Annotated in this window: 19 protein-coding genes; 8 read left to right on the top strand and 11 right to left on the bottom strand. The window is 69.0% G+C overall.

The window, feature by feature from the left end; translation table 11 throughout:
• Window positions 1-16 precede the first annotated feature (16 nt).
• Window positions 17-1,012 carry an SDR family oxidoreductase gene (locus FBZ88_RS27935; RefSeq protein WP_211102831.1) on the bottom strand — a complete coding sequence of 332 codons (996 nt, stop codon included), beginning with the start codon at window positions 1,010-1,012 and terminating at the stop codon, window positions 17-19.
• Window positions 1,013-1,135: 123 nt separating this feature from the next.
• Here FBZ88_RS27935 and FBZ88_RS27930 point away from each other — a divergent pair, with 123 nt between their 5' ends.
• The 4 genes from FBZ88_RS27930 to FBZ88_RS27915 all read left to right on the top strand — a co-directional run bounded on the left by FBZ88_RS27930 (window position 1,136) and on the right by FBZ88_RS27915 (window position 6,025).
• Complete coding sequence (locus FBZ88_RS27930) at window positions 1,136-1,729, top strand: NADH dehydrogenase ubiquinone Fe-S protein 4 (protein ID WP_145620270.1); 594 nt, start codon at window positions 1,136-1,138, stop codon at window positions 1,727-1,729.
• A gap of 125 nt (window positions 1,730-1,854) precedes the next feature.
• Window positions 1,855-2,274, top strand: coding sequence for a c-type cytochrome (locus FBZ88_RS27925; protein ID WP_145620269.1), 420 nt, complete (start codon window positions 1,855-1,857; stop codon window positions 2,272-2,274).
• The gene (locus FBZ88_RS27920; protein WP_211102830.1) at window positions 2,271-3,509 is read left to right on the top strand and encodes a DmsE family decaheme c-type cytochrome; all 1,239 of its coding nucleotides are present in this window, start codon (window positions 2,271-2,273) and stop codon (window positions 3,507-3,509) included. The genes FBZ88_RS27925 and FBZ88_RS27920 overlap by 4 nt, the downstream gene beginning before the upstream one ends.
• Entirely contained in the window at window positions 3,506-6,025 is a 2,520-nt protein-coding gene (locus FBZ88_RS27915) for an MtrB/PioB family outer membrane beta-barrel protein (RefSeq protein ID WP_145620268.1), read from the top strand. Before FBZ88_RS27920 ends, FBZ88_RS27915 begins: the two co-directional genes overlap by 4 nt.
• Window position 6,026: 1 nt before the next feature.
• Here FBZ88_RS27915 and FBZ88_RS27910 read toward each other — a convergent pair whose 3' ends face one another.
• Window positions 6,027-6,689 (bottom strand): class I SAM-dependent methyltransferase, encoded by a 663-nt coding sequence (locus FBZ88_RS27910; protein WP_145620267.1) that lies wholly within the window; start codon window positions 6,687-6,689, stop codon window positions 6,027-6,029.
• 80 nt (window positions 6,690-6,769) lie between these two features.
• Here FBZ88_RS27910 and FBZ88_RS27905 point away from each other — a divergent pair, with 80 nt between their 5' ends.
• Window positions 6,770-7,558, top strand: coding sequence for a YdcF family protein (locus FBZ88_RS27905; RefSeq protein WP_145620266.1), 789 nt, complete (start codon window positions 6,770-6,772; stop codon window positions 7,556-7,558).
• Window positions 7,558-8,601, top strand: coding sequence for an amidohydrolase family protein (locus tag FBZ88_RS27900; protein WP_145620265.1), 1,044 nt, complete (start codon window positions 7,558-7,560; stop codon window positions 8,599-8,601). Before FBZ88_RS27905 ends, FBZ88_RS27900 begins: the two co-directional genes overlap by 1 nt.
• On the opposite strand, the gene FBZ88_RS27895 is transcribed toward FBZ88_RS27900, so the two are convergent.
• The 9 genes from FBZ88_RS27895 to FBZ88_RS27855 all read right to left on the bottom strand — a co-directional run bounded on the left by FBZ88_RS27895 (window position 8,550) and on the right by FBZ88_RS27855 (window position 20,513).
• The gene (locus FBZ88_RS27895) at window positions 8,550-9,290 is read right to left on the bottom strand and encodes a methyltransferase (RefSeq protein ID WP_145620264.1); all 741 of its coding nucleotides are present in this window, start codon (window positions 9,288-9,290) and stop codon (window positions 8,550-8,552) included. The two genes, FBZ88_RS27900 and FBZ88_RS27895, sit on opposite strands and share 52 nt — an antisense overlap.
• An 8-nt stretch (window positions 9,291-9,298) precedes the next feature.
• A complete protein-coding gene (locus FBZ88_RS27890; RefSeq protein ID WP_145620263.1) occupies window positions 9,299-10,309 on the bottom strand; it encodes a radical SAM/SPASM domain-containing protein in 1,011 nt (336 codons plus the stop codon).
• A 1-nt stretch (window position 10,310) separates the two neighbouring features.
• Window positions 10,311-11,783 (bottom strand): B12-binding domain-containing radical SAM protein, encoded by a 1,473-nt coding sequence (locus FBZ88_RS27885; RefSeq protein WP_145620262.1) that lies wholly within the window; start codon window positions 11,781-11,783, stop codon window positions 10,311-10,313.
• Between the two features lie 15 nt (window positions 11,784-11,798).
• Window positions 11,799-12,605, bottom strand: coding sequence for a class I SAM-dependent methyltransferase (locus tag FBZ88_RS27880; RefSeq protein ID WP_186464638.1), 807 nt, complete (start codon window positions 12,603-12,605; stop codon window positions 11,799-11,801).
• Complete coding sequence (locus tag FBZ88_RS27875) at window positions 12,598-13,998, bottom strand: B12-binding domain-containing radical SAM protein (RefSeq protein ID WP_186464637.1); 1,401 nt, start codon at window positions 13,996-13,998, stop codon at window positions 12,598-12,600. The genes FBZ88_RS27880 and FBZ88_RS27875 overlap by 8 nt, the downstream gene beginning before the upstream one ends.
• Complete coding sequence (locus FBZ88_RS27870) at window positions 13,995-15,500, bottom strand: B12-binding domain-containing radical SAM protein (protein ID WP_145620260.1); 1,506 nt, start codon at window positions 15,498-15,500, stop codon at window positions 13,995-13,997. The genes FBZ88_RS27875 and FBZ88_RS27870 overlap by 4 nt, the downstream gene beginning before the upstream one ends.
• Before the next feature lie 92 nt (window positions 15,501-15,592).
• Complete coding sequence (locus FBZ88_RS27865; RefSeq protein ID WP_186464636.1) at window positions 15,593-18,550, bottom strand: SLBB domain-containing protein; 2,958 nt, start codon at window positions 18,548-18,550, stop codon at window positions 15,593-15,595.
• Window positions 18,551-18,578: 28 nt separating this feature from the next.
• Window positions 18,579-19,520 (bottom strand): glycosyltransferase family 2 protein, encoded by a 942-nt coding sequence (locus FBZ88_RS27860; RefSeq protein WP_145620258.1) that lies wholly within the window; start codon window positions 19,518-19,520, stop codon window positions 18,579-18,581.
• A gap of 3 nt (window positions 19,521-19,523) precedes the next feature.
• Complete coding sequence (locus FBZ88_RS27855; RefSeq protein WP_145620257.1) at window positions 19,524-20,513, bottom strand: GumC domain-containing protein; 990 nt, start codon at window positions 20,511-20,513, stop codon at window positions 19,524-19,526.
• A gap of 147 nt (window positions 20,514-20,660) precedes the next feature.
• On the opposite strand from FBZ88_RS27855, the gene FBZ88_RS27850 reads away from it, so the two are divergent.
• Together FBZ88_RS27850 and FBZ88_RS27845 are read left to right on the top strand one after the other, a co-directional pair.
• On the top strand, window positions 20,661-21,893 hold the full coding sequence (locus tag FBZ88_RS27850; protein WP_145620256.1) for an MATE family efflux transporter: 1,233 nt from the start codon (window positions 20,661-20,663) through the stop codon (window positions 21,891-21,893).
• The gene (locus FBZ88_RS27845) at window positions 21,890-23,332 is read left to right on the top strand and encodes an O-antigen ligase family protein (protein WP_145620255.1); all 1,443 of its coding nucleotides are present in this window, start codon (window positions 21,890-21,892) and stop codon (window positions 23,330-23,332) included. The genes FBZ88_RS27850 and FBZ88_RS27845 overlap by 4 nt, the downstream gene beginning before the upstream one ends.
• Window positions 23,333-23,346: the final 14 nt, after the last annotated feature.

The raw sequence follows: 23,346 nt of genomic DNA, 5'->3' as shown, positions 1-23,346 counted from the left end.
GGCGGGGCGGCGGGCCTCACGGCCCGCCGTGACCGCCGGTGGCGCCGAAGACCTGGCCGGTGGAGAAGGTGTCCTCGTTGCTGGCCAGCAGCACGTAGAGCGCCGCCAGCTCCGCCGGCTGCCCCGGCCGGCCCAGGGGCGTATCCGACCCGAAGGTCACCAGTTTTTCCGGCGGCTGGCCGCCGCTGGGCTGCAGGGGCGTCCACACCGGGCCGGGCGCCACGGCATTCACCCGGATGCCCTTCTTGGCCAACTGCTTGGCCAGGCCCTTGGTAAAAATCATGATGGCGCCCTTGGTCGCCGAATAATCCAGAATGTTGGGCGACGGATCGTAGGCGTTGACCGAGGCGGTGTTGATGATGGCCGCCCCTTTGCCCAGGTGCGCCATGGCCGCCTTGGTGATCCAGAACATGGCGTAGACGTTGGTCTTGAAGGTGTCGTCGAACTGCTCGCTGCTGATGTCGGTGAGGCTGTCCACCGAATGCTGCCGGGCGGCGTTGTTGACCAGGATGTCCAGTCCCCCCAGTTCGCGCGCCGCGTCGGCCACCAGCTTTTGGCAGAAGGCCTCGTTGCGGATGTCGCCCGGCAGGGGCACGGCCTTGCGGCCTGCGTCCTGGATCAGCGTCACCACCTCCTTCGCGTCCGGTTCCTCCACCGGCAGGTAGCCGAAGGCCACGTCCGCCCCCTCGCGGGCGAAGGCGATGGCGGCGGCGCGGCCGATGCCGCTGTCGCCCCCCGTGATCAGGGCCTTGCGCCCCGCCAGGCGGCCGGACCCTTTGTAGCTTTCCTCGCCATGGTCCGGCCTTGGGTTCATGCGGCTGGCCAGGCCCGGCGGTTCCTGCTGTTCCTGCTTGGGGAAGGGCGGGTTGGGGTATTCGGGCGCCGTGCGCTTGCCGCCGGCGGGGGCAGGCGCCGCTTGGGCGGGAATCGCCGTGAAACCCGCCATCGCCGTGCCCACCGCCAAGCCGCCGATGACGGTGCGGCGGGAGGTGCCGTTGCCTTCTTCGCTCATGATCCTGTCTCCGCAAGGGGTATGCGGCGTCAACAGATGCAAGGGCGGCCGGTTCCGTTTCGGGGGCGGGGAACGAAGCCGGGCAATGACGCTTGAAGCGCTGTTTCCTTCTGGAGGTGACACATGACCAAGCCGCTTCGGTCCCCGGGCGATCCCCTGGGCATCCCCGTCCCGCTCCGCGTCTACATCCGCCGGCCCTCGCCCGCCACGATGCAAAACGCGCCGGGCCGCAAAACCTCGTGGATTCTGACCTATGAGGCCAAGCCCACGCATGAAACCGATCCGCTGATGGGCTGGAAGGGCGGCGGCGATCCGCAAATGGATGTCTTCCTCGCCTTCGACAAGCTGCAGGAAGCGGTGGACTATGCCGAGCGCCACAACCTGCCCTATGAGATCAGCGATCCGGAAGAGCGGCCCCACCCCCTGCCCCGGCCGCAGACCCACCAGATGCGCCAGGTGTTGAGCGGCCCCACCATGGCGCCGGCCCGTATGGAGGATCCGAGGATCCGAGGCCATCAGACCGTGGTCACGACGCCGGGCCCCGTGGTGCCGCAGGCCATGGTCGATGGCCAGAAGGCGTTGATCGACAAGGCCAACGCCCCACCGCCCTATGTGCCAGCTCGCGACGCGGTGGAGGACGCCAGCGAGGACTCCTTCCCTGCCAGCGACCCGCCATCCTGGACGCCGGTGACGGGGGAGGCCAAGAAGACCGTCTGATAGCCACCCACCGGCCCCAAACCTTTCCTAATCACTTTTCCCCAAATCACTCTTTTTCGAGGCGGCAGGGGAATATCCCGCCGGTCCCACCCGTCTGAGGGGACAGGGACTGAGGGAGCCGCTGTATGACGCCGAAGCAAAACCTGTTTTCCGCCGCGCTGGTGGTGGCCTTGGCCGTGGGGGGTGCCGGCACGGCCCACGCCGCGGGCGACGCCGCCAACGGCGCCACCGTCTTCAAGAAATGCGCCGCCTGCCATTCGGCGGAGCAGGGCGTGAACAAGGTGGGGCCCAGCCTGTTCAGCGTGGTCGGCCGCCCGGCCGGCAGCATCGGCGGCTACAGCTATTCCCCCGCCGTACAGCAGGCGGCGGCCAAAGGCCTGGTGTGGAGCGAGGACAATATCGTCGCCTACCTAGCCAACCCGCACAAATACCTGGGCGATTTCGTCGGCGATCCATCCGTCCCGAACAAGATGCCCTTCAGCCTGGCGGATGAACAGCAGCGCCGGGACGTGGTCGCCTACCTCAAATCCCTGGCGCCGCAATGAGGCGCGCGATCGCCTTGGCCCTGCTGCTGGCCTGCGGCCTGGCGGGCCTGGCCCGGGCGGAAACGCCTGTGCTGCCGCCTGATCAGGCGGCCCTGCGGGATGAGATGGCGCGCATCCATGCGGGCCATGTCGATGCCGACGCCCTGCAGCGCATCGACAGCGACATCGCCGCCATGCCTGCGGGCGCCGCGCACATGGGCATGGCGACGGGCGCGCCCTACCCTAGCCTGAAGGCCACCCAGTTCACGCCTGCTCCAGCGGCCCAGCCGCCCACGTCCAAATGGACCCGCCTGGCCAGCTACGCCCCTGATAGTCCCAGGGCTGACACTGCGAAAGCTGACACGCCCAAGGCCGAAGTCTCCAAGCCCGACGCGCCAAAGGCGGAGGCCAAGCCGCAGCGCACCTATGTCGGGCGCGAAACGTGCGAGAGCTGCCACCAGCAGGAGGCGACCAACTGGGCCCACACCATCCACGCCAAGGTGTTCCAGCAGAACCCCCGCACGGAGTTGCAGGCGCAGAATTGCGAGGCCTGCCATGGTCCCGGCTCGGCCCATGTCGAAGATCCCTCGGACCTGACGACCATCATCAGCTTTTCCAAGAAAAGCAAAACACCGGTGGCGGAACAGAACGGCCAGTGCCTGACCTGCCACGCCGGCGGCCAGCGCATCTTCTGGCATGACAGCATCCATGACAGCAATCAGCTGGGTTGCGCCGATTGCCACAACCCCATGACCACCTTCGGCGCGCGCGGCCTGACCGCCCGGGAAAGCATCAACGAGACCTGCTTCCAATGCCACAAGGCCCAGCACGCGGAATTCGCCCGCCGGTCGCACATGCCCCTGCTGGAGGGCAAGCTCAGCTGCACCGACTGCCATAACCCGCACGGCTCCACCACGGCGCCGCTGCTGAAGGCCGACAGCGTGAACGAGGTGTGCTTCACCTGCCACGCCGACAAGCGCGGGCCCTTCCTGTTCGAGCATGCGCCGGTGCGGGAAAGCTGCCTGAACTGCCATTCGCCGCACGGGTCCAACTTCGAGAACCTGCTGAACGCGCCGCGCCCGGTGCTGTGTCAGCAGTGCCACTCGCAAGACGGCCATCCCGGCAGCCTGCTGACGGCCGGCAACATGGCGCGCGGCCCCATGCCCGACCCGCGCCTGATCGCCACCAGCTGCCAGACCTGCCATGTGAACATCCACGGGTCCAACAGTCCCTCCGGCGCGCGGTTCGAACGATGAGACCTCGTCTGAAAACCTCCACCCGCTGGCTGCTGGCAGCCACCGCCCCCTTGGCGGCCCCCTTGGCCGTGACGGCGGCCCAGGCCGACAGCGGCGCCACCGGCTACGGCGGGCCGGGCAACGTCCTGAACCCCACGGCCCAGGTGATGAACCGGGCGCGGGACAGCGACGGCCTGTCCATCATCGACGACGTGACGCGCACGCCCACGGGCCTGATGTATCCCGTGCCCTTCCGCACGCCGGACATGACGCAGAGCAAGAGCGCCCCCGACTGGTGGACCCAGGGCTGGTTCGAGGCCGGCATCATGGGCACCTTCGGCCAGGACAGCCGCTCGGCCGCGCTGAACGAATACGGCGACTGGAAGAACGGCTTCACCGTCACCGGCCTGGGCTTCTCGGCAGAGAACCGCAAGACCGCCCTGCACGCCTCCGCCTACGGCCAGAACCTGGGCCGCACCGACCAGTATTACCAGGTGGACGTCGGCCGCTATGGCGTGTTCGACCTGCAGGCCTATTTCGACAGCATCCCGCACACCTTCTCCACCACCGCCAAGTCGCTGTGGGACGGGGCGGGCACCGGCAATCTCACCCTGCGCGGCGGCCTGACGCCCGGCGCCTCCACCCCGGCGCAGGTCAACGCCGTGGCGGCGGCGGTGGGGCCCAGCACCCTGCGCATCCTGCGGGAAAAGGCCGGCAGTTCCCTGACCTACACGGTGGATGAGCATGCCGAGCTGTTCCTGAAGATTTCGGATGAGCAGCGCAACGGCACGCAGCCCATCAGCGCCACCTTCGGCTATCCGTTCCAGAACGGCGCCACCCAGCTGATCCAGCCCATCCATTACCAGACCGTCGATGTCACCGGCGGCGTGCGCTACAAGGAACAGAACTTCCAGGCCAACCTGGCCTATGCCGGGTCGTTCTTCCGCAACGATATCCTGGATCTCACTTGGCAGAACCCGGGCCTGACCTCCAACACCACCGCTGGCGCCTATATCCCGCAGACCGGCCGGCTGAGCCTGGCGCCCAACAACGACTATCACACGGTGAAGGGCGATCTGGCGGTGCAGCTGTCGCCGGCCTCACGCTTCACCGCCAGCCTGTCCTACAGCCTGATGCGCCAGGATGATGAGCTGCAGGCGCCCAGCACGGGCGGCGGCCTGATCACCAGCGGCGGCAACACCATCAACCTCGGCCAATGGAACAACGCCTCGGCGCTGAGCCAGCCCACCGCAAACGCCGCCATCAACATCCTGAACGCGGTGGCGCAGTATCACTACACCGTCAGCCCAGACCTGGGCCTGACGGTGGAGGTGCGCGACCGGGATGAGGCCAACCGCACCAACTACGTCGCCTACAACCCGCAAACCGGGCAGTACGGCTACATTGCCATCGACGGCGGGCTGGCGCCTTTCATTCCGTCCCTGAGCGGCATCTACCAGGCCAACACCCCGGGCAGCCTGGTCCAAATCCGCAACATGCCCTTCGCCAACAACGAGTTGCAGGCGACGGTCAAGGCGGCCTACCGCCTGGACACCCACTGGAAGCTGGACCTGTCCTACGAGAACGACACCATCGACCATACGGTGCGCGAGATCGCGGACGCCCACGACAACATCGCCCGGCTACAGGTCAGCACCGCGGGGTATGAGTGGGGCACCGCCCGCATGTCGTATGAGTTCGCGCGGCGTATCGGCAGCGATTACCAGTCCAACCCCTATACGCCCTACTATTCCTCCGCCCTGCCCGGCTATATCCCCGCCACGCCGGCGGGCGATCCGGCCTTCGCCCTGGCGGACCTGCGCAAGTTCGACGTGGCCAACCGCAGCGAGCATGTGCTGCGTGGCCAAGCCAACTACATCCTGTCCCCGCGCAGCGACCTGCAGCTGACCGGCAGCGTCAAGGTGGACGAGTACGACGCCGCCTACGGCCTGCAGGCCACCCACGCCTATGATGTCACCGCCGCCTATACCTACCAGATGTCGGCCGCGACCACGCTGACGGGCTATTTCACCTATCAGAACCAGGACCGGGGTGTCGCCAACATCAACGCCACCGGCAGCGGCACCAGCGGCAGTGCCGGCGGCCCGGGCTATCCCCTGGCCAACGGCTGGACGGAAACGGTGGGGTCGGACAATTATACGGTGGGCCTGAACGCCCACCACAGTTGGGGCGTCGTCTCACTGAACGCGGACTACACCTTCACCCGCGCCAGAACGGCCATCGACTACGCCTTCGCCAGCACCGGCGCCTTCTTCAACAGCCTGACGCCGGCGCAGGCCGGCAGCAGCTTCCCCGACATCACCTACGACAGCCACGCCCTGCAAACCGATGTGCGCTGGCAGATGTCGGAAGAGCTGTCCTACCGCCTGTATTATCGCTTCAATTATGAGCGGGTGGTGGATTTCCACTACACGGGCCTGACGGCCGGCGCCATCAACAACAACACCTACCTAGGCGTCATTCCCGAGAACTACACGGTCCAGACCATCGGCCTGCTGGTCCAGTATGTCTTCTAGCTCAACGCTTGACGAAGACGACGTCGGTGTAGCGCTCCCCCGGCATCAGGCGGTTGTCCGGCCCGAATATGACGTCGGGCGCCAACTGGTGGGGGGTGATGGTCAGGGCCACGTTGAAGCCGGCGGCCACCTCGGTATCACGGAAACGGAAGTTGGTGGTGACCAGGCACAGCAGGCCGCCCGGCTTCAGGCAGCGGGCGAAGTCCGCCACCATGGCGTGGAAGGTCGCGAAGTGCAGCACGGGGTCGCAGCGCTCGGCCCCGTTGACGGTCAGCCGGCCGTTGCACAACACCGCCAGGCAGAAGATGGCGTCATAGGCGCCGTCATCCTCCCCGGCCGTGCTGTCGCCCACGGCGAAGTCCACGCCCGGCAGCCGCAGGGCGCGGGCCTCGGCGATGTTACGGGGATCGATGTCGATGCCCTTCAGCCGCGCCTGCGGGAACAGCCGGCGCAGGCTGGCGACCTCTTGCCCCACCGAACAGCCGAAGGACAGGAGGCGGCGGTCCGGCCCGTCGCCCAGCCGATCGCGCACGAAGGTAAACAGCCAGGGATAGCGGTCAGGGGCCGTGTAGCTGAAGGGCTGGAAGCGCCGGGGCGAGCGGCGCCATGGCCCCAGGCCGCGCAGCAGGCGCATCGGCGTCCTCATCACATCCGTCATCGTCATGGCCGGCACCCCTTCAACATGAAGCGGAAGCGTAGGACTATACGGTGTAAACTCAAATACTTGATGGGCGGTGCGCCAGGATGACGCCGCTGGAATTCTTCACCGTCTCCAAGATCGGCTGGTACCTGGTGGCGCCCAGCCATGTGCTGGTGTGGACGGCCCTCGCCGCCGCCGTGCTGGCGGCCCGGCGCCACCCGGCGGCCGTGGTGCCGGCAACGGCTTGCGCCCTGACGCTGCTGGTCCTGCTGGCCCTGCCCGTGGGCAATTGGGCCCTGCGGCCTATCGAAGGTCTGTATCCCCGCCCGCTCACGGAACCCGCTACCATCGATGGCATCCTGGTGTTGGGCGAAGGCCTGAATGGCGAGGTGCTGCGCGACCGGGGGGTGCCGGGCGTGGGCCCGGACGGAGGCACCCTGCTGGCCGCCGCCGCCTTGGCGCGGCACCATCCAGAGGCGCGTGTGATCTTCAGCGGCGGGTCGGGTGAGCTGGGCACGGCCGGCATGCCGGAGGCCGAGGTGGCGCGCCACGTGCTGGCTGACCTAGGCCTGGACGACACGCGGGTGAGCTATGAGGCGCGGTCGCGCACCACCCTGGAAAACCTGGTGCTGGCCAAGCGGATGGCGCAGCCGGCGCCGGGGCAGGCCTGGTTGCTGGTCGCCTCCGCCTACCACATGCCCCGCGCCATGCTCTCGGCCTCGCGCGTGGGCTGGAAGGTTATCCCATGGCCGTCGGACTACCTGACCACCGCCCGGGGGCCGGAAACCCATCTGTCCCTGGCCGCCAACCTGGCGCACCTGGATCTGGCGGCGCATGAGGCGCTGGGCCTGCTGGCCTATCGCCTGTCCCATGCCGGGTCGGAGACACTGTGATGCCGCCGCACTGGATGGGCCCCACCGCGCCCCCGGCCAGCCTGGCGGATCTGGCGGCGACCTACGGTCGGCGGCTGGGTGACTGCATCGCCTTTCCAGGCCTGATCAATTCCCACGACCACCTGGCCTTCAACTGCTATCCACCCACCGGTTCCCCGCCCTACGACGACTTCCTGGGCTGGAGCCACGACGTGCAGGCGAACCGCGCGCTGGTCACGCGCATCGAAGCCATCCCCGCCCGCCTGCGCGTCCAGGTCGGTCTGCTGAAGAACCTGCTGTGGGGTGTGACGGCGGTGGCTGACCATGGCGGCGCCCCGGTCGAGGGCCCCATCCGCGTGCTGGCACCCTTTCAGGACCTGCATTCGCCGGAACTGGCCAGCCCCTGGCGGTGGATGGCGGGGCTGGGACCGGCGGTGACGCACCTGGCAGAGGGCGTGACGGTCGACAGCCGCCGCCGCGCCCTGGCCTTCCTGAAGGAAAACCTGTTCCGCCGCGCCGTCGCCGGCGTGCACGGCGTGAGCCTGGAGGGCGAGGATTTCCGGCGCCTGGCCGCCCTGGTGTGGTGCCCCGCCAGCAACCTGTTCCTGTTCGGCCGCACGGCGGACGCGGCTGCCGCCCTGCGCCACACCCAATTGCTGTTCGGTACCGACGCTACCATCTCCGCCCCCGGCACCCTGTGGGATCATCTGCGCCAGGCCCGTGGCCGCGTGGCGGACGCGGAGCTGTTTGCCAGCCTGACCTTCCGCGCCGCGCGCTTCTGGCGGCACACGATGGCCGACGACCTGGTCATCGCCCGGCGCACCGCCGACGACCCGTGGGACGCCTTCTTCGCCCTGACGCCCGCCGACATCCTGCTGGTGGTCCGCGCCGGACAGCCGGTGCTGGTGGACGACCGCCTGAGCGCCCCGCCGGGCTTCGGCCGCCTGACGGTAGGCGGCGAGGCCAAGCACGTGCGCATGAGCGTGGCGGAAATGCTGGCGGCGCTTAGGCCTCAGTTGGATACGGCGGCGCTGCTGTCGCGGTTTGGCGTCGTCGCGGAATAAATCGCCAGCGTCTCGACCCCGAAGTGCTGCCACAGCACCCGTTCCACCACCAGGCCGGCTTTGGCCAGGCCGTTCAGCATACCGGCGCAGTCGCCGTGGCTGGTCAGCACGAAGTAGGCCCGGCCGCCGGGCTTCAGCCTGGCGGGCAGTTCGGCTGCCAGGCGGTCGATGACGTCAGGGCTGCGCCAGGACTGTTCGAACGTCGTGGTGGGCGTGCCCCGGAACTTCGGCAGGGAGAACAGCACGACGTCGAAGGTGCGGCCGGCCACGGGGGCGAACAGGTCGCCCTGGTGCAGTTCCACCGCTACCCGGTTCAGGATGGCGTTGGCCCGGGCACAGGACACCGCCTCGGGCACCACATCGACCGCCGCCACCTGGTATCCCCGCAAGGCCGCGAAGATGCCCAGCACGCCGCAGCCGGTGCCCATGTCCAGCGCAGTCGCCCCCTCCGCCGGTTCCAGCAGCGGGCTGGTGGCGATGAATTCCGCCAGGAAGCGGCCGGTACGGAAAACCACGGGGTTGAACACCCCCGGCCAGACGACGAAGGAGCGGCCCCGGATCTTCTCGAACACCGCCCGGCCCAGGCGGCGGCGCAGCACCGCGCGCTTGGCCGCCGTCCAGGGCGTCCACAACAGGCGGGTGGCGGTGGAAACGGCCGGGGGCGGCGGGGCCGGCTGGGGAGTGGCCATGGCGGTACTCATAGCTTGAGGCTGCAAACACAGCGCTGACAGATGGGATCGCTGCCCACGTCCAACGCGGCGCGAAAGGAGCGGGCCACCGGGCCGTTCAGGATTTCCGGCAGGGTGCCGTCGCGCAGGCTGCCTATGGGTTCGTGGAAGAAGCAGGGGCGCACCGTGCCGTCGGCCTCCACCACCGTGGAGACCCAGGGCGCGTTGCAGCGCACGGAAGGGGGCGGCGCCAGGCCACGGGCGGCGCGGTACTGCGCGCTGATGCGGCGCAGGCGAGCCGGGCTTTCCTGGATGTAACGACCGGCGAAGTCGCCGCCATGGCTGGCCGCCAATTGATCGATGACGGCATCCAGGGCGTCGCATTCCACCGGTGCCAGGCCCACCTCCTCCACCCGGCCCTCCGCCCAGGCCTGCGGCCGGTTGAAGGCGGTGGAGGTGAGGTCGGCGCCCAGGAAGGAAATGCTGTCCAGGCCGATGGCTTTGGCAGCATCGACGATAGCGGGCAGCTCATGGAAATTACCGCGCTGGATGACGCAGCGCGCCGCCACAGGATAATCGGCACGGCGACGGCGCAACGCGCCCACGCCGGCGGCCAGGGAGGCGTAGGCGTCCTTGATGCCGCGGATGCGGTTGTGCGTGGCCTCGGGCCCGTCCAGCGACACGATAACCTCATCACACCAGTCCACGATGTCGGCGGCGTGCCGTTCCAGCAGCAGGCCGCTGCTGAGCAGGGTGATCTTCAGCGGCAGGGTCTTCAGCGCCGCGCATAGGCCCCACAGGTTGGGGTGCATCAGCGCCTCCCCGCCCGACAGCACCACCCAGCGCACGCCCAGGGCGCTGAAATCCTCCACCAGACGGTCCATCGCCGCCTGTTCCAGGCTGGTGCCGTTGCGGTTGGCTTTCCAGATGTCGCACATGACGCAGCGGCAGTTGCAGCGGCTGTGCGGCATAAGGGTGACCACCGGCACCCGGGCCAGGCGCCGGCCCCGCCAGGCGCGCGCTAGGGGAAGGGCGCCCATCCTAGAATCCCTGAATTTCGGGGCGCTGGTAGGGGAACACCTTGTCCAGCAAGCGCAGCTCGATGGGGAAGTCGTAGAACTGCGTCTTGTAGCGCCAGGCCGCCATGGTGCGCAGGGCAAAGCGCCCCGTGCGGGTCAGGCGGGTGTCGGTCATGGTGGGGTAGCGGGCGTGCAGCACCCGCTGGAAATTGCCGATCTTGCGCCGGATGTCGTCGTTCATCCACGGCAGGTTGGACGACAGGTGCTGGGCGAACTTCTCCCACTTCGCCTCGGTCCAGGTCGCCACGTCCTTGGGGTATTCGAAGCCGGCCGCCTGCGCCTCCTGCAGCATGGCGCCCTCGACCGGCACGGGGCTGTAGATGTAGAACACGATCTCCGTTGCCGGATTAACTTTCTTCAGCATCCGTATGAACTGGATGGTATTTTCGGCATCCTTCGCCGGATCCGGCGGGTTGCCGATGATAAAGGACATCTCCGGCACGACGTCATGACGGCGCATCTTCTCCGCCACCGCGAGGATGGCGTTGCCGTCCTGCTTGCCGCCCTTGTTCATGCGCTTCAGGGTTTCCAGGTCGCCGGATTCCGCCCCCATGAACACCATCTTCAGGCCGCTCTTGCGCATCTTGGCCCAGGTGGCGTCGCTGAACTTCAGCATGGTGTCGGCGCGGCCGAAGCCCCACCAGCCAATGTCGAGATGCGTGATACGCTCCGCGAACTCGGCGCAGCGGGCCTCATGGACGAAGAAGTTGCTGTCGTAGAACTCCACCGCCGTGGCGCCGTGCTCCCGCACCAGCTTCTCCACCACCGCAGCCGTGCGCTCCGCCGTCTGGGCGGAGTAGCGGCCGTTCACCTTGTGCACCACCGCGCAGAAATTGCACTGGAAGGGGCAGCCGTAGCTGGCGTGGTGAGCGATGGTGCGGGATCCCAGGAAGGAGGAACGGACGTAGGCGTCCATATCCACCCGGTGGTAGGGGAAGTCCGGCAGCGCGTTGATGTCGGGCACCGGCGGCTTCTGGTTCAGGTGCACCTTGCCGTCCGCGTCGCGCCAACCCAGGCCCGGCAGTCCGGTCACATCCTCCCCTGCCCGCACCTTGGCCACGAACTCGCCGAAGGCCAGTTCGCAATGGCCCCGGAAGACATAATCGACGTAAGCCTCCTGCATCACGATCTGGCCGTGCAGGGTGGGGAAATAGCCGCCCCAGAGGATGGTGACGTGAGGAAACTCCGCCTTCAGCGCCCGGCAGATGGGGGAAGCGTTGGACAGCTGCGGCCCCGGCATCACCGTCACGCACAGGATGTCGGCCTTGGTCTCGACCAGCGCCTGGCGCAGCGCCGTCAACCCGTCCGGCACCAGGTTGCCGTCGATGATGCGATACTCCTCCACCCCCTCCAGCATGGCGCCGATGGCCAGCAACGACATGGGCAGGACCGGCTTCTTGGAGGCGGAGCTGACGGGGTTGTAGAACAGGATCATGGCGCGGTCGCTTCCTTAAACATGCCGCAGCAGGGTCAGATGATGGTCGGCCAGCCCAGCCAGGGCCGCATGGTTGCCCACCCGCATCTCCCACCGCATCAGGCGGGTCAGGTGGCGGGGATGACGCTCCAGCCCGGCGAACAGGTCGGATGGCGGTAGGAACACCCCCACCGGATGGACGGAGACCGGCTGGAACGCCGGCGCGAAGGCGCGGGCGATGTCGCCCGGCGTCCAATAGCGGATGGGGATGGCCGCGCCGCCGATGTCGGCGGTGGAGCGGCCGGACCAGCGGCGCACGGCGGTACGGCGCAGGCGCGCCCCGTACCACAGGGTTTCCCAGGCGCAGAAGCGTCCCATGACCACCAGGGCCACCACTCCGCCCGGGGCAACCGCCCGGCGCAGGGCGTCGGCCAAGGGCGCCAGGTCAATAGCGCAGTTCAAGGCGCCGAAGTTGGATAGCACCAGGTCGTAAGGGCCGCCGCCATCCGCCGGAGAAAGGTCGGCGGGGGCGTTGAGGTCGATCCGGCGCGTGACGACCCTGTCGGCCATGCCCAGGCGCGCAGCCTTGTCGGCGGTCACCCGCAGCATGGCGGGGGAGCCGTCGGCCGCCGTCACCTGGGCGCCGGCATGGGCCAGCCACAGGGCGTCCTCCCCCGTGCCGCAGCCCAGGTCCAGGGCGCGCATGCCCGGCCGGAGATGGGCGCCCACCTGCCGCCACACGGCGTGGCGCAGCCAGCGGCCGGGGATGCTGTGGGCGAAGCCGGCGTCGTAATCGTCAGCGAAGCGGTCGAAGGCCGCCGGCTGCAACAGGGCCTCAGCCATGTTCCACCTCATGCCGGGTGGCGTACATGGCAAGGCGGCTGAGCGCCGAGGAGGCGCGCGCCTTGGCGTGCCGCAGCAAGTCGCGCCGGGGGGCGGCTTCCAGCCGGCCCAGGCGGCTTTCCGCCGCCAGCCAGTGCTGGGCATGGCGGTAGAAGCGGCGCGACTTGCGCCCAACCACCGTCAGGGCGCGGTCGCTGCTCTCCTGCCAGGCACCGCCGCCGGCGATGCGGTCCGCCACCTTGTCGTAATAAGGCGTGCCCTTGATGGGATAACTGATGGTGGTCAGCACGTCGTCGGGTGCCGACAGGCGCAGGTGGCGGGCCGTCTCGTCGATGTCCTCCCAGGTCTCACCGTCATAACCCAACATGATGAAGGTGCCGGCGCGGATGCCCCGGTTCTGCACCAGGGCGATCATCTCCCGCATGCGTACGGCGTTGGTCCGGCGCTGCATGGCGTCCAGGATGCGCTGTGACCCGCTTTCGGCGCCGATCCAAATGCGGTAGCACCCCAGTTCCGCCAGCAGATCGGCCACCCGCTCGTTCAGCCGGTCCTCCCGCGTGATGGTCTCAAAGGGATAGCGCAGGCCCCGGCGCTTCATTTCGGCCGCGAACTGTTCCAGCCATTTCTGGTTGATGGTGAAAACGTCGTCCGCGAACCACAGCTGGTCCGGGGCGTAGGTGTCGCGGATGAACTCGATCTCATCCGCCACGTTCTGGGCGGACCGGCGGCGGTGGCTATGGCCGAAAACGGAATGGCTGCACCAGTTGCAGGTGTAGGGGCACCCCCGTGCCACGATGAGGGAGACGGAGCGCACGCCGTGGTGCGTCTTCCAGGTCTGCAGGTAGCGCTCCAGGTCGATAGCGTCCCGGTCGGGAAAGGGCTGGGCGTCCAGGTCGGCGATCTGCTTGCGCGCCGGGGTGCGGCGCACGCCGCCGTCCTCATCGCGATAGGCGATGCCGTGAACCTGATCCAGTTCGGTCAGCCCATGCCGGGCCAGATGGGGGATCAGCTCCGCCAGGGTTAGCTCCCCCTCCCCCGACACGACGATATCGCCACCCCGGCTGAGGTATTCCTCGGCGTAGTTCGCCGGCTCCGGCCCCCCGAAAATGACGGTGGCGCCTGCCGCCTTGGCCGCCGCCGCCAGACGCAGGGCATTCCCCCGGGTCATGAGGTTGACGTAGATGCCCACCACCGCCGGCCGCTTCGCCGCCAAGGTGGCCTGGGCGGCGGCCATGTCCATGAAGGTGGTGTCCATCACTTCCACCCCGAAGCCCTGGGCCTTGAGGTGGGAGGAGATGTAGAGCAGCCCCAGCGGCGGATAGGGCTTCATCACCGCCCGCTCCGCCGGATCCGCCATCAGGAAATAGCCGTGGGTCAGCAGGATGTCGGTCAAGGCGCCACCCTGCCCGCAGTCATCGTCCGGGGGGCAGCCGGATGCGGCATCAGGCGCAGCAACTGCAGCCGCGCCCAGGACAGCGGGATGGCTACGCCGCAATAGGCGACGAAGGCCAGGGCCCGCAGATGATCGCCGCCCTCGGCCCGGCCCCTCACGGCATCCCGCAACTGCGCCACCGCGCGGCGCACACGGAAGTCGCGATGCACGTAAGTGTGCAGGTGGCGGTAAAAGGCGGTGGTGTAGGGGCCCCGGTACAGCATGGCCATGTCGGACGACACGTCCCAATGCCGCTTGTCCCGCAGCTGGCTTTGCACCCGCTCGTAAAACGCCGTCCCCGGCAGGGGATAGGAGACGGAAATGCCCATCTCATCCGGCCGGGTGGCGCGCAGCATGGCCAGGGTCTGGCCGATCTCGGCCATGCCCTCGCCGGGATAGCCGAATTGCAGGAAGTGGCCGACGCGGATGCCCGCGGCCTTCAGCTTCGCCGTCGCCTCCGCGATCTCCCCGGTCGACAGGTCCTTGTCCATGGCGTCCAGGATCTTCTGGCTGCCGGACTCCGCCCCCAGCCAGACGATGTCGCAGCCGGCGCGCTTCAGGTCGTCAACCGCGCCCTCGCGCAGCACCAGGTCGGCGCGGCTGAGGCATTTGAACGGTACCTTGACGCCCAATTCATCGATGGCGGCGGCGAACTCCCCCCACCAGCGGGGCTTCAGCCCCATGATGTCGTCCATGAACCAGATGTAGTCGGGCGCCGCCAGGCAGACCAGGCGCGCCAGCTCCTCCGCCACCGCCCGGGCACCACGCACGGCGTAGCCTTGGCCCCAGATGGGTTTCGCGCACCAATTGCAGGAATAGGGACAGCCGCGCGAGGTGACGAGGTTGAGGGCGAAGAAGCCGTGGTGCCGGCGCCAGACCTGGCGGTAGGCGTCCATGTCCACCAGTTCCCAGGCCGGCGGCGGCAGGGCGTCCAGGTCGCGCAGTACCTCACGCTTGAGGTTGCGCACGGTCTCAGCACCGTTGCGCCAGGCCAGACCCTTGATGGCGGACAGGTCATCGGCACCATCGCGCCAGGCGGCCGTCAGCTCCGCCAGGGTCAATTCGCCCTCACCGACGATGACGGCACCGGCACCGGCGTCAAGGTAGAGGTCGGGATGGTCGGCGGCGTCAGCACTGCAGATGGCGACCTTGGCCCCCACGGCCGTGGCGGCGGCGATCATCTCCAGCGCCGCCAGCCGCATGGCCGACAGGCACATCTTGGACAGGTAGTTGAAATTGTCGTCATAGAGCACGGCGACGTCCGGCCGCACTTCCGCCACCCGCGCCGACCACTCCGCCACGGCCTGGGCGATCATGGCGTCAAAGAAATGCACCTCATGCCCGGCCGCCTGCAGCGTGCCGACGGCATAGAGGGTGCCCAGCGGCGGGAACGGCTGATGTTCCGCCCACCGCGCCGGGTCCAGGCGCAGGAAATAAACACTGCCGACTAATATGCGAGGCATCCGCCATCCCATCGCGGAGGAAGAATGGAACGGGCCCCGGGCCCGCCCTTAACCCAAGGACGGAAACCGGGGGCCCTTTATTCCCCGTGGGCCTACTTTGAGATCACGGCCAGCGAGGCGCCGGTGATGGCCAGTTGGCTGGTGACCTGGATGATGTCCATCAGGATGCTGTCCCAGGTGAAGTGGCGCAGCTTGCGCGGCACCACGATGACCGAGCCGGGCGCCAGCTTTGGCGGGCTGGAGAGCCAGCCGCCACCGTCCACCTGGATGGCGGAGCCGTCTGGCTGCACCACGAACACATGGTCGTCGTCGGCGATCTCTGTCATGCCGCCAGCCATGGCGATGTAGTCGTCCACGCTGCGGTCGCCGCGGAACTGGATGCCGCCCGGGGCCATGACCTCACCCGAGACCACCACGGCGCTGGGCTGGCGCGGCACCACCAGCTGGTCGCCCGGCTCCATCACCAGGTCCAGTTCCGGATGGGCCGCAATCTCCCTCGGGTCGACATGCACCGCCACCCGGCCGCTGGCGGGGCCGATGCCCTGGCGCAGACGGCCGATCATCTGGGTGACGTAGGCGATTTCCCCATCCGTCACCTGCACCTTGCCGCTGACATTGCCGACGATGGAGATGATTTGGCGCTCCAGCGCATCCGCCTCCTTCTGCAGGGTGTCGCGCTGGGATTCCGCCACCGACTGCCGCAGGAAGACCACGCCGGCCGGGTAGGCGGCGTCGGTGAAGCCGCCAGCCCGCGCCAGGACGGACGACAGATGCTCGCCACGCAAGATCTCATACCCGCCGGGGAACTTGACCTCGCCCGACAGGGTGACGTCGCCCGTGTCGCGGTCGGAGAAGACGGGGTTGAAGCGCACGCGATCGAAGGGCTTCAGCGCCACCTGCGCGAACTGCGCCACCGGCAGGCCATAGCTGTGGCGCACGGTGCGCGACAGGCCGGACGCATTGTCGATATCGGCGGAGGTGACCTCGAAGGCGTGCAGATCCACCTTGGGCGTCAGGCCGCCCGCCGCCTGCACCAGCTTATCCAGTGTGGCGCCGGGCATGACCAGGAAATCGCCGGGGTTGTTGACCTCGCCCACCACCGTGACGTGGTAGTTGGTCAGGGTGCCGACCAGCAGGCGGCGGGTATCGTCATCCAGACCGACGAACAGGCGCAGGGGCGGCCGGCGGGAATGCTGGGCCTGGCTGACACCCAGTTGGCTGGCACTCAGGGGCCCGGCACCGGCCGGCAGGGTCATCGTCTGGTCCTGATCGTCATCCGCCCGGGCGGTGCTGCCGTCCTGGGCGGTGAGAATATCCGGCGGCGCCACAATGCCGGGGTTCAGCCGCTCCTCCTCCGGCTTGGGCGGGCCCTGGTCCTGCAGCGCCGGGTTCTGCTGGCTCAGCTGGTTGGCGGCGTAGGCGGCATAGGCCGGGTTGGCGGCCAGCAGGGCAGCACCCTGCCCGGCCCCGCCCGGCTGGCCGGCCGGCAGCTGGATGCCCTGTATGGCCGCCAGCTGCGCCAGGCGCGGATCCGCCGCCAGGCCGGGCGGCAACGCCTGGACTTGCAGGGCGGCGTTGGCATCAGGCACCGGCGGCGGCGGCACCGGGTCGGGATGGTCGTTCACCTTGCGGGTCGGGTTGCGCTGCAGGTCGCCCGCCTTGTGGGCGATGTAGCGCATCTCCGCCACGTTGGTGATGTAGACGACGTCGTTAGACTGCAGGGCCACGTCGGCCTTGCCCTCCAGCACGTCGGACACGGCGAAGGGGATGACGGTGCGCTGCAAGGTCGCCGGATCCAGGCGGATGACGGCGTCGGCCAGCAGATAGGGCAAGGGCCGCCCCACCGCGGGCGCGAACATGTCGCTGGAGGCCAGCAGGCCGCGCAGGGACCGCACCGTTTCCAGAGGATAGCTGCCGTTCAGGGTGGTGGCGCCGCGCAACTCCACCTTGGCCAGCGAGATGTCGGCCGTGGGCGCCACGAACACCACGTCGCCGTCATGGACCGTGGCGCCGCCGCCGGCACCCACCTGCACCATCTCGCGCTTGCCATCGTCGCGGGTGCGCAGGATGGAATAGCGGTAGCTGCCGCGCACCTCCGTGCCCCCCGCCATAGCCATCAGGGCCGACAGCGGCGTGGCCTGCTGCCCGGCCGGCAGTTCATAGATGGCGGGCCGCTTCACTTGGCCGACGACGGCCACGGCGCTGGTCTGCAAGGGCACGACGATGCGGTCGCCTTCCGCCAGCGGAATATCGCGGCCGGCGGCGTCCCCCATCAGCAGGGTGTACAGGTCCAGGCGGAAGCTGCGGCCGCCCCGCACCACCTGCACGTCGCGCAGGGAGCCCGTGTTCTTGATACCGCCCGCCAGGGACAGGGCATCCATGGCGGTGGCCAGGCCGGACAGGTTGAACAAGCCGGGGGAGTTGACCTCCCCCGTCACGCGCACGGCGATCTGGCGCACCGCGCCCACGGACACCAGCACCTCCGTCCCCGTCAGGGCGCGCCCGGCCGCGTCCTCCAGATCCTCCCGGAAGCCGCCGAAGGATCGGCCGGCCGCCGCGACGGGCGGCAAGCCGGGGAACACCACCCGCCCGTCGCGGTCCACCCGGGTGCGATAGCTGGCGTTCTGCTGCCCGCGCAGGGTCAGCACGATCTCATCCCCCTCGCCTAGGATATAGCCGTCCTGCAGGGCGCCGCTCTGCCGCACCACCACCGGCGCCCCCCGGCCGAAGACCTCATAGCCGTACTGGCGGATGGGCTGGCCGGCGCGGGCGCTCATCAGCCGCTCGATGGCCGAGGGCGGGCCATAGACCTGGGGGCCCTGCTGAACCGCGGGGTTCTGAACCTGCACGTCGGGCTGCAGGGAGGGAATGGTGGACTGGCCGGTCAGCCGCTGCTGCACCGTGCGCAGCAGGTCGCCCGTCAGGTCGTTGCCATTGCCGCCGCCCAGCAGTTGCGACAGCCCCTGCGCCTGCGCCAACCCCGGCGTCACGCTGGAGGCCAGCGCCGCCACCAGCATGGCATGGCGGGCCCATTTCCGGCCCGCGCTCATCGTCGCCCCAATTCTTTTCGTCATCGTTTCAGGCCTTCACCAGCCAGGGTGTCTTGTGGAACGCCTGCCGGCACAGCAGGCGGAATAACCAGGTCCAGGAGGGGGCGGCCGGCACCAGGGCGCCGGACAAGGCCCAGGCGCCCCTGAGGTCGCCCCGGGTCAGCCAGGCGCCGCGCAGCAACAGGCTGGCCCGGATCTTGGGGTAATCGGGCGCCACGCGGGCGGCCTGGCAGGCCCATTCCATGACCCGCACATCGCTGGCCAGCCGCCCTTGGGGTTCCATGCCGCTGTGGAAGCGGCCGGGCCGGGCCCGCCAGCGGGAAATGGGCTGGTCCAGATAGACCACGCCGCCCCCGGCCACGCGGGTGAAGACGGCGGTGGCCAACTGGTCTGTGTGGCTTTCGTCCGACGGGTCGAAGCGCAGATGCGCGCCGCCACCCAGCCAATAGAGGTTGGCGCCCAGGGGACCGTAGAGCATGGCGCCCCTGGCCAGCGACTGGACCAGGAAGGCCTGCGCCGACAGGCCCATGGCGCCCCGCCACAGGATGCGCCGGGCCACCCGCCGGGGCCGCAAGGCCTCATCCACGATCTCGTAGCTGGCGATTCCCAGGCAGGCCCCGGCGGCCACCATGCGGTCGCGCAGCTTGGTGAGGCCCGCCCCATGCACCAGGTCGCCCACCATCAGGAACAGGGCGAAGCCGAAGCCCATTTCCTCCGCCACCTCGACGGCGCGGTTCCAGTTGGCGACACGGCCAAGATTTTGGACATTGCGGCGCAAGGTGATGGCCGCCCCTTGCGCGTCCCGGTCCGGCAGGGCATCGGCGCTGCCGTCGGTGGAGGCGTTGTCGCACACCACGATCTCATAGCTGTCCGGCGGCAGGCCGGCCTGGGCGGCGGAGGCCACCGTTTCGGCCAGCAGGGTGCCGCCGTTGTAGCTGGGGACCAGGATGGCGATCTTGGACGCGCGCATTTGTCAGCGGCGCCCCACAGCCCGGCCACGCAAGTGCGCGCCACCGGCGGCCAGCAGGGCGCCCAGGATGACGCCCAGGGCCAGAAACAGGGGTCGGTTGGGCCACACCCGTTCGCGCACGTCGGGCACGGTGGGCGGATCGATGATGCGGAAGGCGAATTCCGTCTGCCCCGTCGCGTACATGTAGTTCTGCAGCGTGCGTTCGTAGGCGCTGACCAGGGCGGCGTTCAGGGCGTTGCTGTTGCCTTCCTTCTGGGCGTTGGCCATGGCGGTGCGCAGATAGGCCAGGTTGCGGTTGGCGTCGGCCAGGGCGCGGTCCCGCAATTGCGCATTGGTCAGCGCGATCAGGTCGCGCGCCCAGCGCACCGCCAGGTCGCGGTCCTTCCAGGTGATGGCCAGCGTGACGATGCCGCTGCGCCGGTCCAGGGTGATGTCGCGGATGCTGCGGTTGAACAGCTTGAAACCCCGGCGCAGGGTGGGGACCTCGTCCGCCGGCACCTTCCATTGCTTGGCCGCCGCGTCCCACTTGCTGGCGAACAGGATGGGCAGCAGGTCCTGCTGGGTGGCATAGGTGTCGAACAGCTCACGAGAGCCGAGCACGGCCATGGCCTCATCCTCGTTGGAGGAGGAGGACTTGCCCAGCAGGCCGGCGACACCACCCAGCCCACCCAGGCCGCCCAGCAGGCCGGACGCGCTGCCCAGGTCCAAGTTGCTGAAGCCGGCGCCGCTCTTGGACACCGGCATCACCAGCACCTCCACCCGCCAGTAGGAGGGCAGCAGGAAGGCGGCCGCGACGGAGGCGCCGACGCTGGCCAGGAACAGGAAGGCGGCCAGGAACCAGTGGCGGCGCAGGCGGCCCAGGAACAGGCCCAGGCCATCGCCCCCAAGCCCGTCGCCCCCCTGGCCGCGCGGCACCCAGGCGCTATCGGACGCGCCGTCGGGGACGGTGCGGCCGGCCCATGCCAAATCTGGAGTATCCACACCCACCGTCATCGCCCCCGATCGCCTGAAACCTGGCAGAACGACGGATGGCGGCCGGCCGATATTCCCCAATTCCGGAAAAATATAGTGCTTTCCCGCGACGCGCGGCCGGACCACTCTGCCCCCACTTCGAAGGCCTTCACCGCATCGGGTGCATCAGTGAAAAGGACGGGGCTGGGACTTGCCGGCGGGCTGGCCGATCAGGCCATCGTCAGCTTCGGCAATTTCGCGCTGAACGTGACGCTGGCCCGCAGCCTGCCGGCGGCGGAATACGGCGCCTATTCCGTGGTGCTGTCCTTCATCCTGGTGCTGAATACCCTGCATCAGGCGCTGGTGACCTACCCCTTGTCGGTGCGGCCGGCCCCCGGCGGCCGGCCCCTGGCGGTGGCCCTGCTGCTGACGCCCCTCTGCGCCCTGGCCTTCCTGCCCCTGCTGGGCGTCGCCACGGCCAGTGTCGGCCACCTGGGCCTGCTTCCGGCCGCCGGGGCCGCCCTGGTCTGCTGGCAATTGCAAGAGGTGGTGCGGCGCGCCCTGCTGACGGAAAGCCGGCACATACCCCTGATCGCCTTGGACACCCTGCGCTACCTGGGACCGTTGGTGGCGGTGTGGGCCCTGCGCGCCAACCTCGCCATCGGGGGGGTGTTCCTGCTGGTCGCCGCCGCGTCGGCCCTGGCGGCGTTGCCTGCGGCGCGGCACCTGGGACGGAATGGGCAAGCCGCCGTCAGCGGATTGCGGACGGAAATGGCGGACCACTGGCGCCTGGGCGCGCCGGTGCTGGGCGCCAACCTGCTGGCGGCCCTGTCCACCCAATGGTTCCTGTGGCTGCTGGCCTGGCACGACGATGCGCCCGGGGCCGCTGCCCTGGTGGCGCTGGCCAACGTCGTGGCCGTGGCCAGCCCCGTCATCTTCGGCATGGAGAACGTTCTGGTGCCGGAGGTGGCGCGCGCCCGCGACACCTTGAGCTTCCGGGATCTGCTGCGCCTGGTGGGTCAACGCGGGTTGGTGGCGGGCGGCTTGGTCGGGCCGCTGTTCCTGGTCATCCTGGCCGCGCCCACCTGGGCCGCACGCATGTTCTATGGCCGCGACAGCGCCTACGCCGCGCATCCGGGGGAGCTGCGCCTGCTGGCGCTGGCCTACGCCTGCTATCTGGCGGCGACGCTGTTCAGCGCCGCCTTGCGCGGCTATCGTGCCAGCGGCGCCGTCTTCCGCATGCAGCTCTACCCCGCCCTGTTCGGCCTGACGGTGGGCAGCTGGCTCACCTGGCGCTTGGGCCTCGGCGGTGCCTGCATCGCCTCGGTGGCCGCCGGCGCCCTCCGGGCCGCCGTGGGTCTCGTGTATCTGCTGCGCCTGCGACCCCTGACCGTGGCGCGGCCCGCCCTGGCGTCATCATGACGGCCGATCCGCTACAGCCCATTGAACGACGCCTGTGGCAGGTGCTGCTGTTGTGCGTGCCGGTATCGGCCACGCCGCTGCTGCCCTTCGGCAACGGCACGCTGGCCCGGCCCTTGGCCATCGTGCCGGCAGCATTGCTGCTGATCCTGGCCGCCTACCGCCTGGTGGTGCTGGGCCAGCGGCCCCGGCTGGTGGGCGACGGCTTCGCGGCCCTGGGCCTGTTCACCCTCTACATCGTCGTCAGCGGCCTGGGCGTGGTCATGGTCCAGCCGCCGGACGCCTTCAAGGGCCAGACGCCGCTGGACAGCCTGGTCCGCGCCCTGCTGACATGGGGCGTGGGCCTAGCCTTCTATGTCGTGGCCCGGCTGCAGATCCGCAACGCCGCCGACATCCGCATGACCCTGCGCTTCCTGTTCATCGGCATGGGTGTGTCCATCGCCTTCGCGGGGGTGCAGGTGGTGGCCATGGCCCAGCATGGGGAGCTGCTGCGCATCGTCCAGGCTGTCACCGACCTGATCGCCGTGCGCTATGACGGCCTGGTCAACCGCGCCCAGGGCATGACGTTCGAGCCGTCGTGGCTGGCCACCCAGATCATCGTGCTGCTGATCCCCGCCTTGATCGCCCGCGCCATGGCGCGGCAGGAGGGGGTGGGGCTGCCGGCCCTGCCCGGCCACGCCCTGCGGCTGGCGGGCGGCTTCGCCGTCGCCATCGGCGGCCTGCTGTTCTCCGGCTCCCGCTTCGGTCTCGCCTGCATCGTCGCCATGCTGGGGCTCAGCGTCTTCCTCGCCGCCCTGCGCGGCCGCATCCTGGCGGCGGCCACCTTCCTGGGCGTGCTGGTGGCCGGCGGCGGCGCGGTGGTGGTCATGAGCGGCCTGGGCACCGGGGCGGGGGCCACCTATGTCATGGGGCCGATCGCCTATCTGACGGAATCCGCCGACCTCAACAGCCTGGCCGGCGGGGATGTCGCCACCGGCGTCACCGACGCCCTGGCCCTGGCCGGCCGCTTCGCCGCGGCGGAGGCCGCCGGTCTGACCTGGCTGGACCATCCCGTGTTCGGCGTGTCCCTGGGCAACAACTACCGCTATTTCGGCGAATACGCTCCCGACTGGGCCTTCGCCACCCAGCTGTTCACCCAGGGGGCCAAGGAAGGCATCGGCTGGCTGGACCCCAATTCGCCAGAAAAGGGCAATGCCAAGAACCTGTTCCTGCGCCTGCTGTCGGAAACCGGTGTGGTCGGCTTCGCCCTGTTCATCGTCTTCTTCTGGCGCCAGCTGTTCCGCGGCCGGCCGCACGATGCCTTCCACCGCTATTTCCGCCTGGCCAGCGCCGCGGCGCTAGGATTCAGCTTCCTGAACCAGGACACCTTCGTCGATGCCGGCCTGTGGATCCCCCTGGCGCTCTGCTGCGCCATGAATCATTTGCCTCAAGTCAGGGAATAGACCGGCACCGCCAT

Origin of the sequence: Nitrospirillum bahiense (assembly GCF_007828025.1) — a bacterium.
Lineage (GTDB): Bacteria > Pseudomonadota > Alphaproteobacteria > Azospirillales > Azospirillaceae > Nitrospirillum > Nitrospirillum amazonense.
Note: the sequence above shows the minus strand (reverse complement) of the source record. Positions and strands in the feature narration are given on the sequence as shown.

Coding starts and splice junctions, on each gene's coding strand:
- FBZ88_RS27935 (WP_211102831.1), bottom strand. CDS start 1,012: ATGAGCGAAGAAGGCAACGGCACCTCCCGCCGCACCGTCATCGGCGGC.
- FBZ88_RS27930 (WP_145620270.1), top strand. CDS start 1,136: ATGACCAAGCCGCTTCGGTCCCCGGGCGATCCCCTGGGCATCCCCGTC.
- FBZ88_RS27925 (WP_145620269.1), top strand. CDS start 1,855: ATGACGCCGAAGCAAAACCTGTTTTCCGCCGCGCTGGTGGTGGCCTTG.
- FBZ88_RS27920 (WP_211102830.1), top strand. CDS start 2,271: ATGAGGCGCGCGATCGCCTTGGCCCTGCTGCTGGCCTGCGGCCTGGCG.
- FBZ88_RS27915 (WP_145620268.1), top strand. CDS start 3,506: ATGAGACCTCGTCTGAAAACCTCCACCCGCTGGCTGCTGGCAGCCACC.
- FBZ88_RS27910 (WP_145620267.1), bottom strand. CDS start 6,689: ATGACGATGACGGATGTGATGAGGACGCCGATGCGCCTGCTGCGCGGC.
- FBZ88_RS27905 (WP_145620266.1), top strand. CDS start 6,770: ATGACGCCGCTGGAATTCTTCACCGTCTCCAAGATCGGCTGGTACCTG.
- FBZ88_RS27900 (WP_145620265.1), top strand. CDS start 7,558: ATGCCGCCGCACTGGATGGGCCCCACCGCGCCCCCGGCCAGCCTGGCG.
- FBZ88_RS27895 (WP_145620264.1), bottom strand. CDS start 9,290: ATGGCCACTCCCCAGCCGGCCCCGCCGCCCCCGGCCGTTTCCACCGCC.
- FBZ88_RS27890 (WP_145620263.1), bottom strand. CDS start 10,309: ATGGGCGCCCTTCCCCTAGCGCGCGCCTGGCGGGGCCGGCGCCTGGCC.
- FBZ88_RS27885 (WP_145620262.1), bottom strand. CDS start 11,783: ATGATCCTGTTCTACAACCCCGTCAGCTCCGCCTCCAAGAAGCCGGTC.
- FBZ88_RS27880 (WP_186464638.1), bottom strand. CDS start 12,605: ATGGCTGAGGCCCTGTTGCAGCCGGCGGCCTTCGACCGCTTCGCTGAC.
- FBZ88_RS27870 (WP_145620260.1), bottom strand. CDS start 15,500: ATGCCTCGCATATTAGTCGGCAGTGTTTATTTCCTGCGCCTGGACCCG.
- FBZ88_RS27865 (WP_186464636.1), bottom strand. CDS start 18,550: ATGAGCGCGGGCCGGAAATGGGCCCGCCATGCCATGCTGGTGGCGGCG.
- FBZ88_RS27860 (WP_145620258.1), bottom strand. CDS start 19,520: ATGCGCGCGTCCAAGATCGCCATCCTGGTCCCCAGCTACAACGGCGGC.
- FBZ88_RS27855 (WP_145620257.1), bottom strand. CDS start 20,513: ATGACGGTGGGTGTGGATACTCCAGATTTGGCATGGGCCGGCCGCACC.
- FBZ88_RS27845 (WP_145620255.1), top strand. CDS start 21,890: ATGACGGCCGATCCGCTACAGCCCATTGAACGACGCCTGTGGCAGGTG.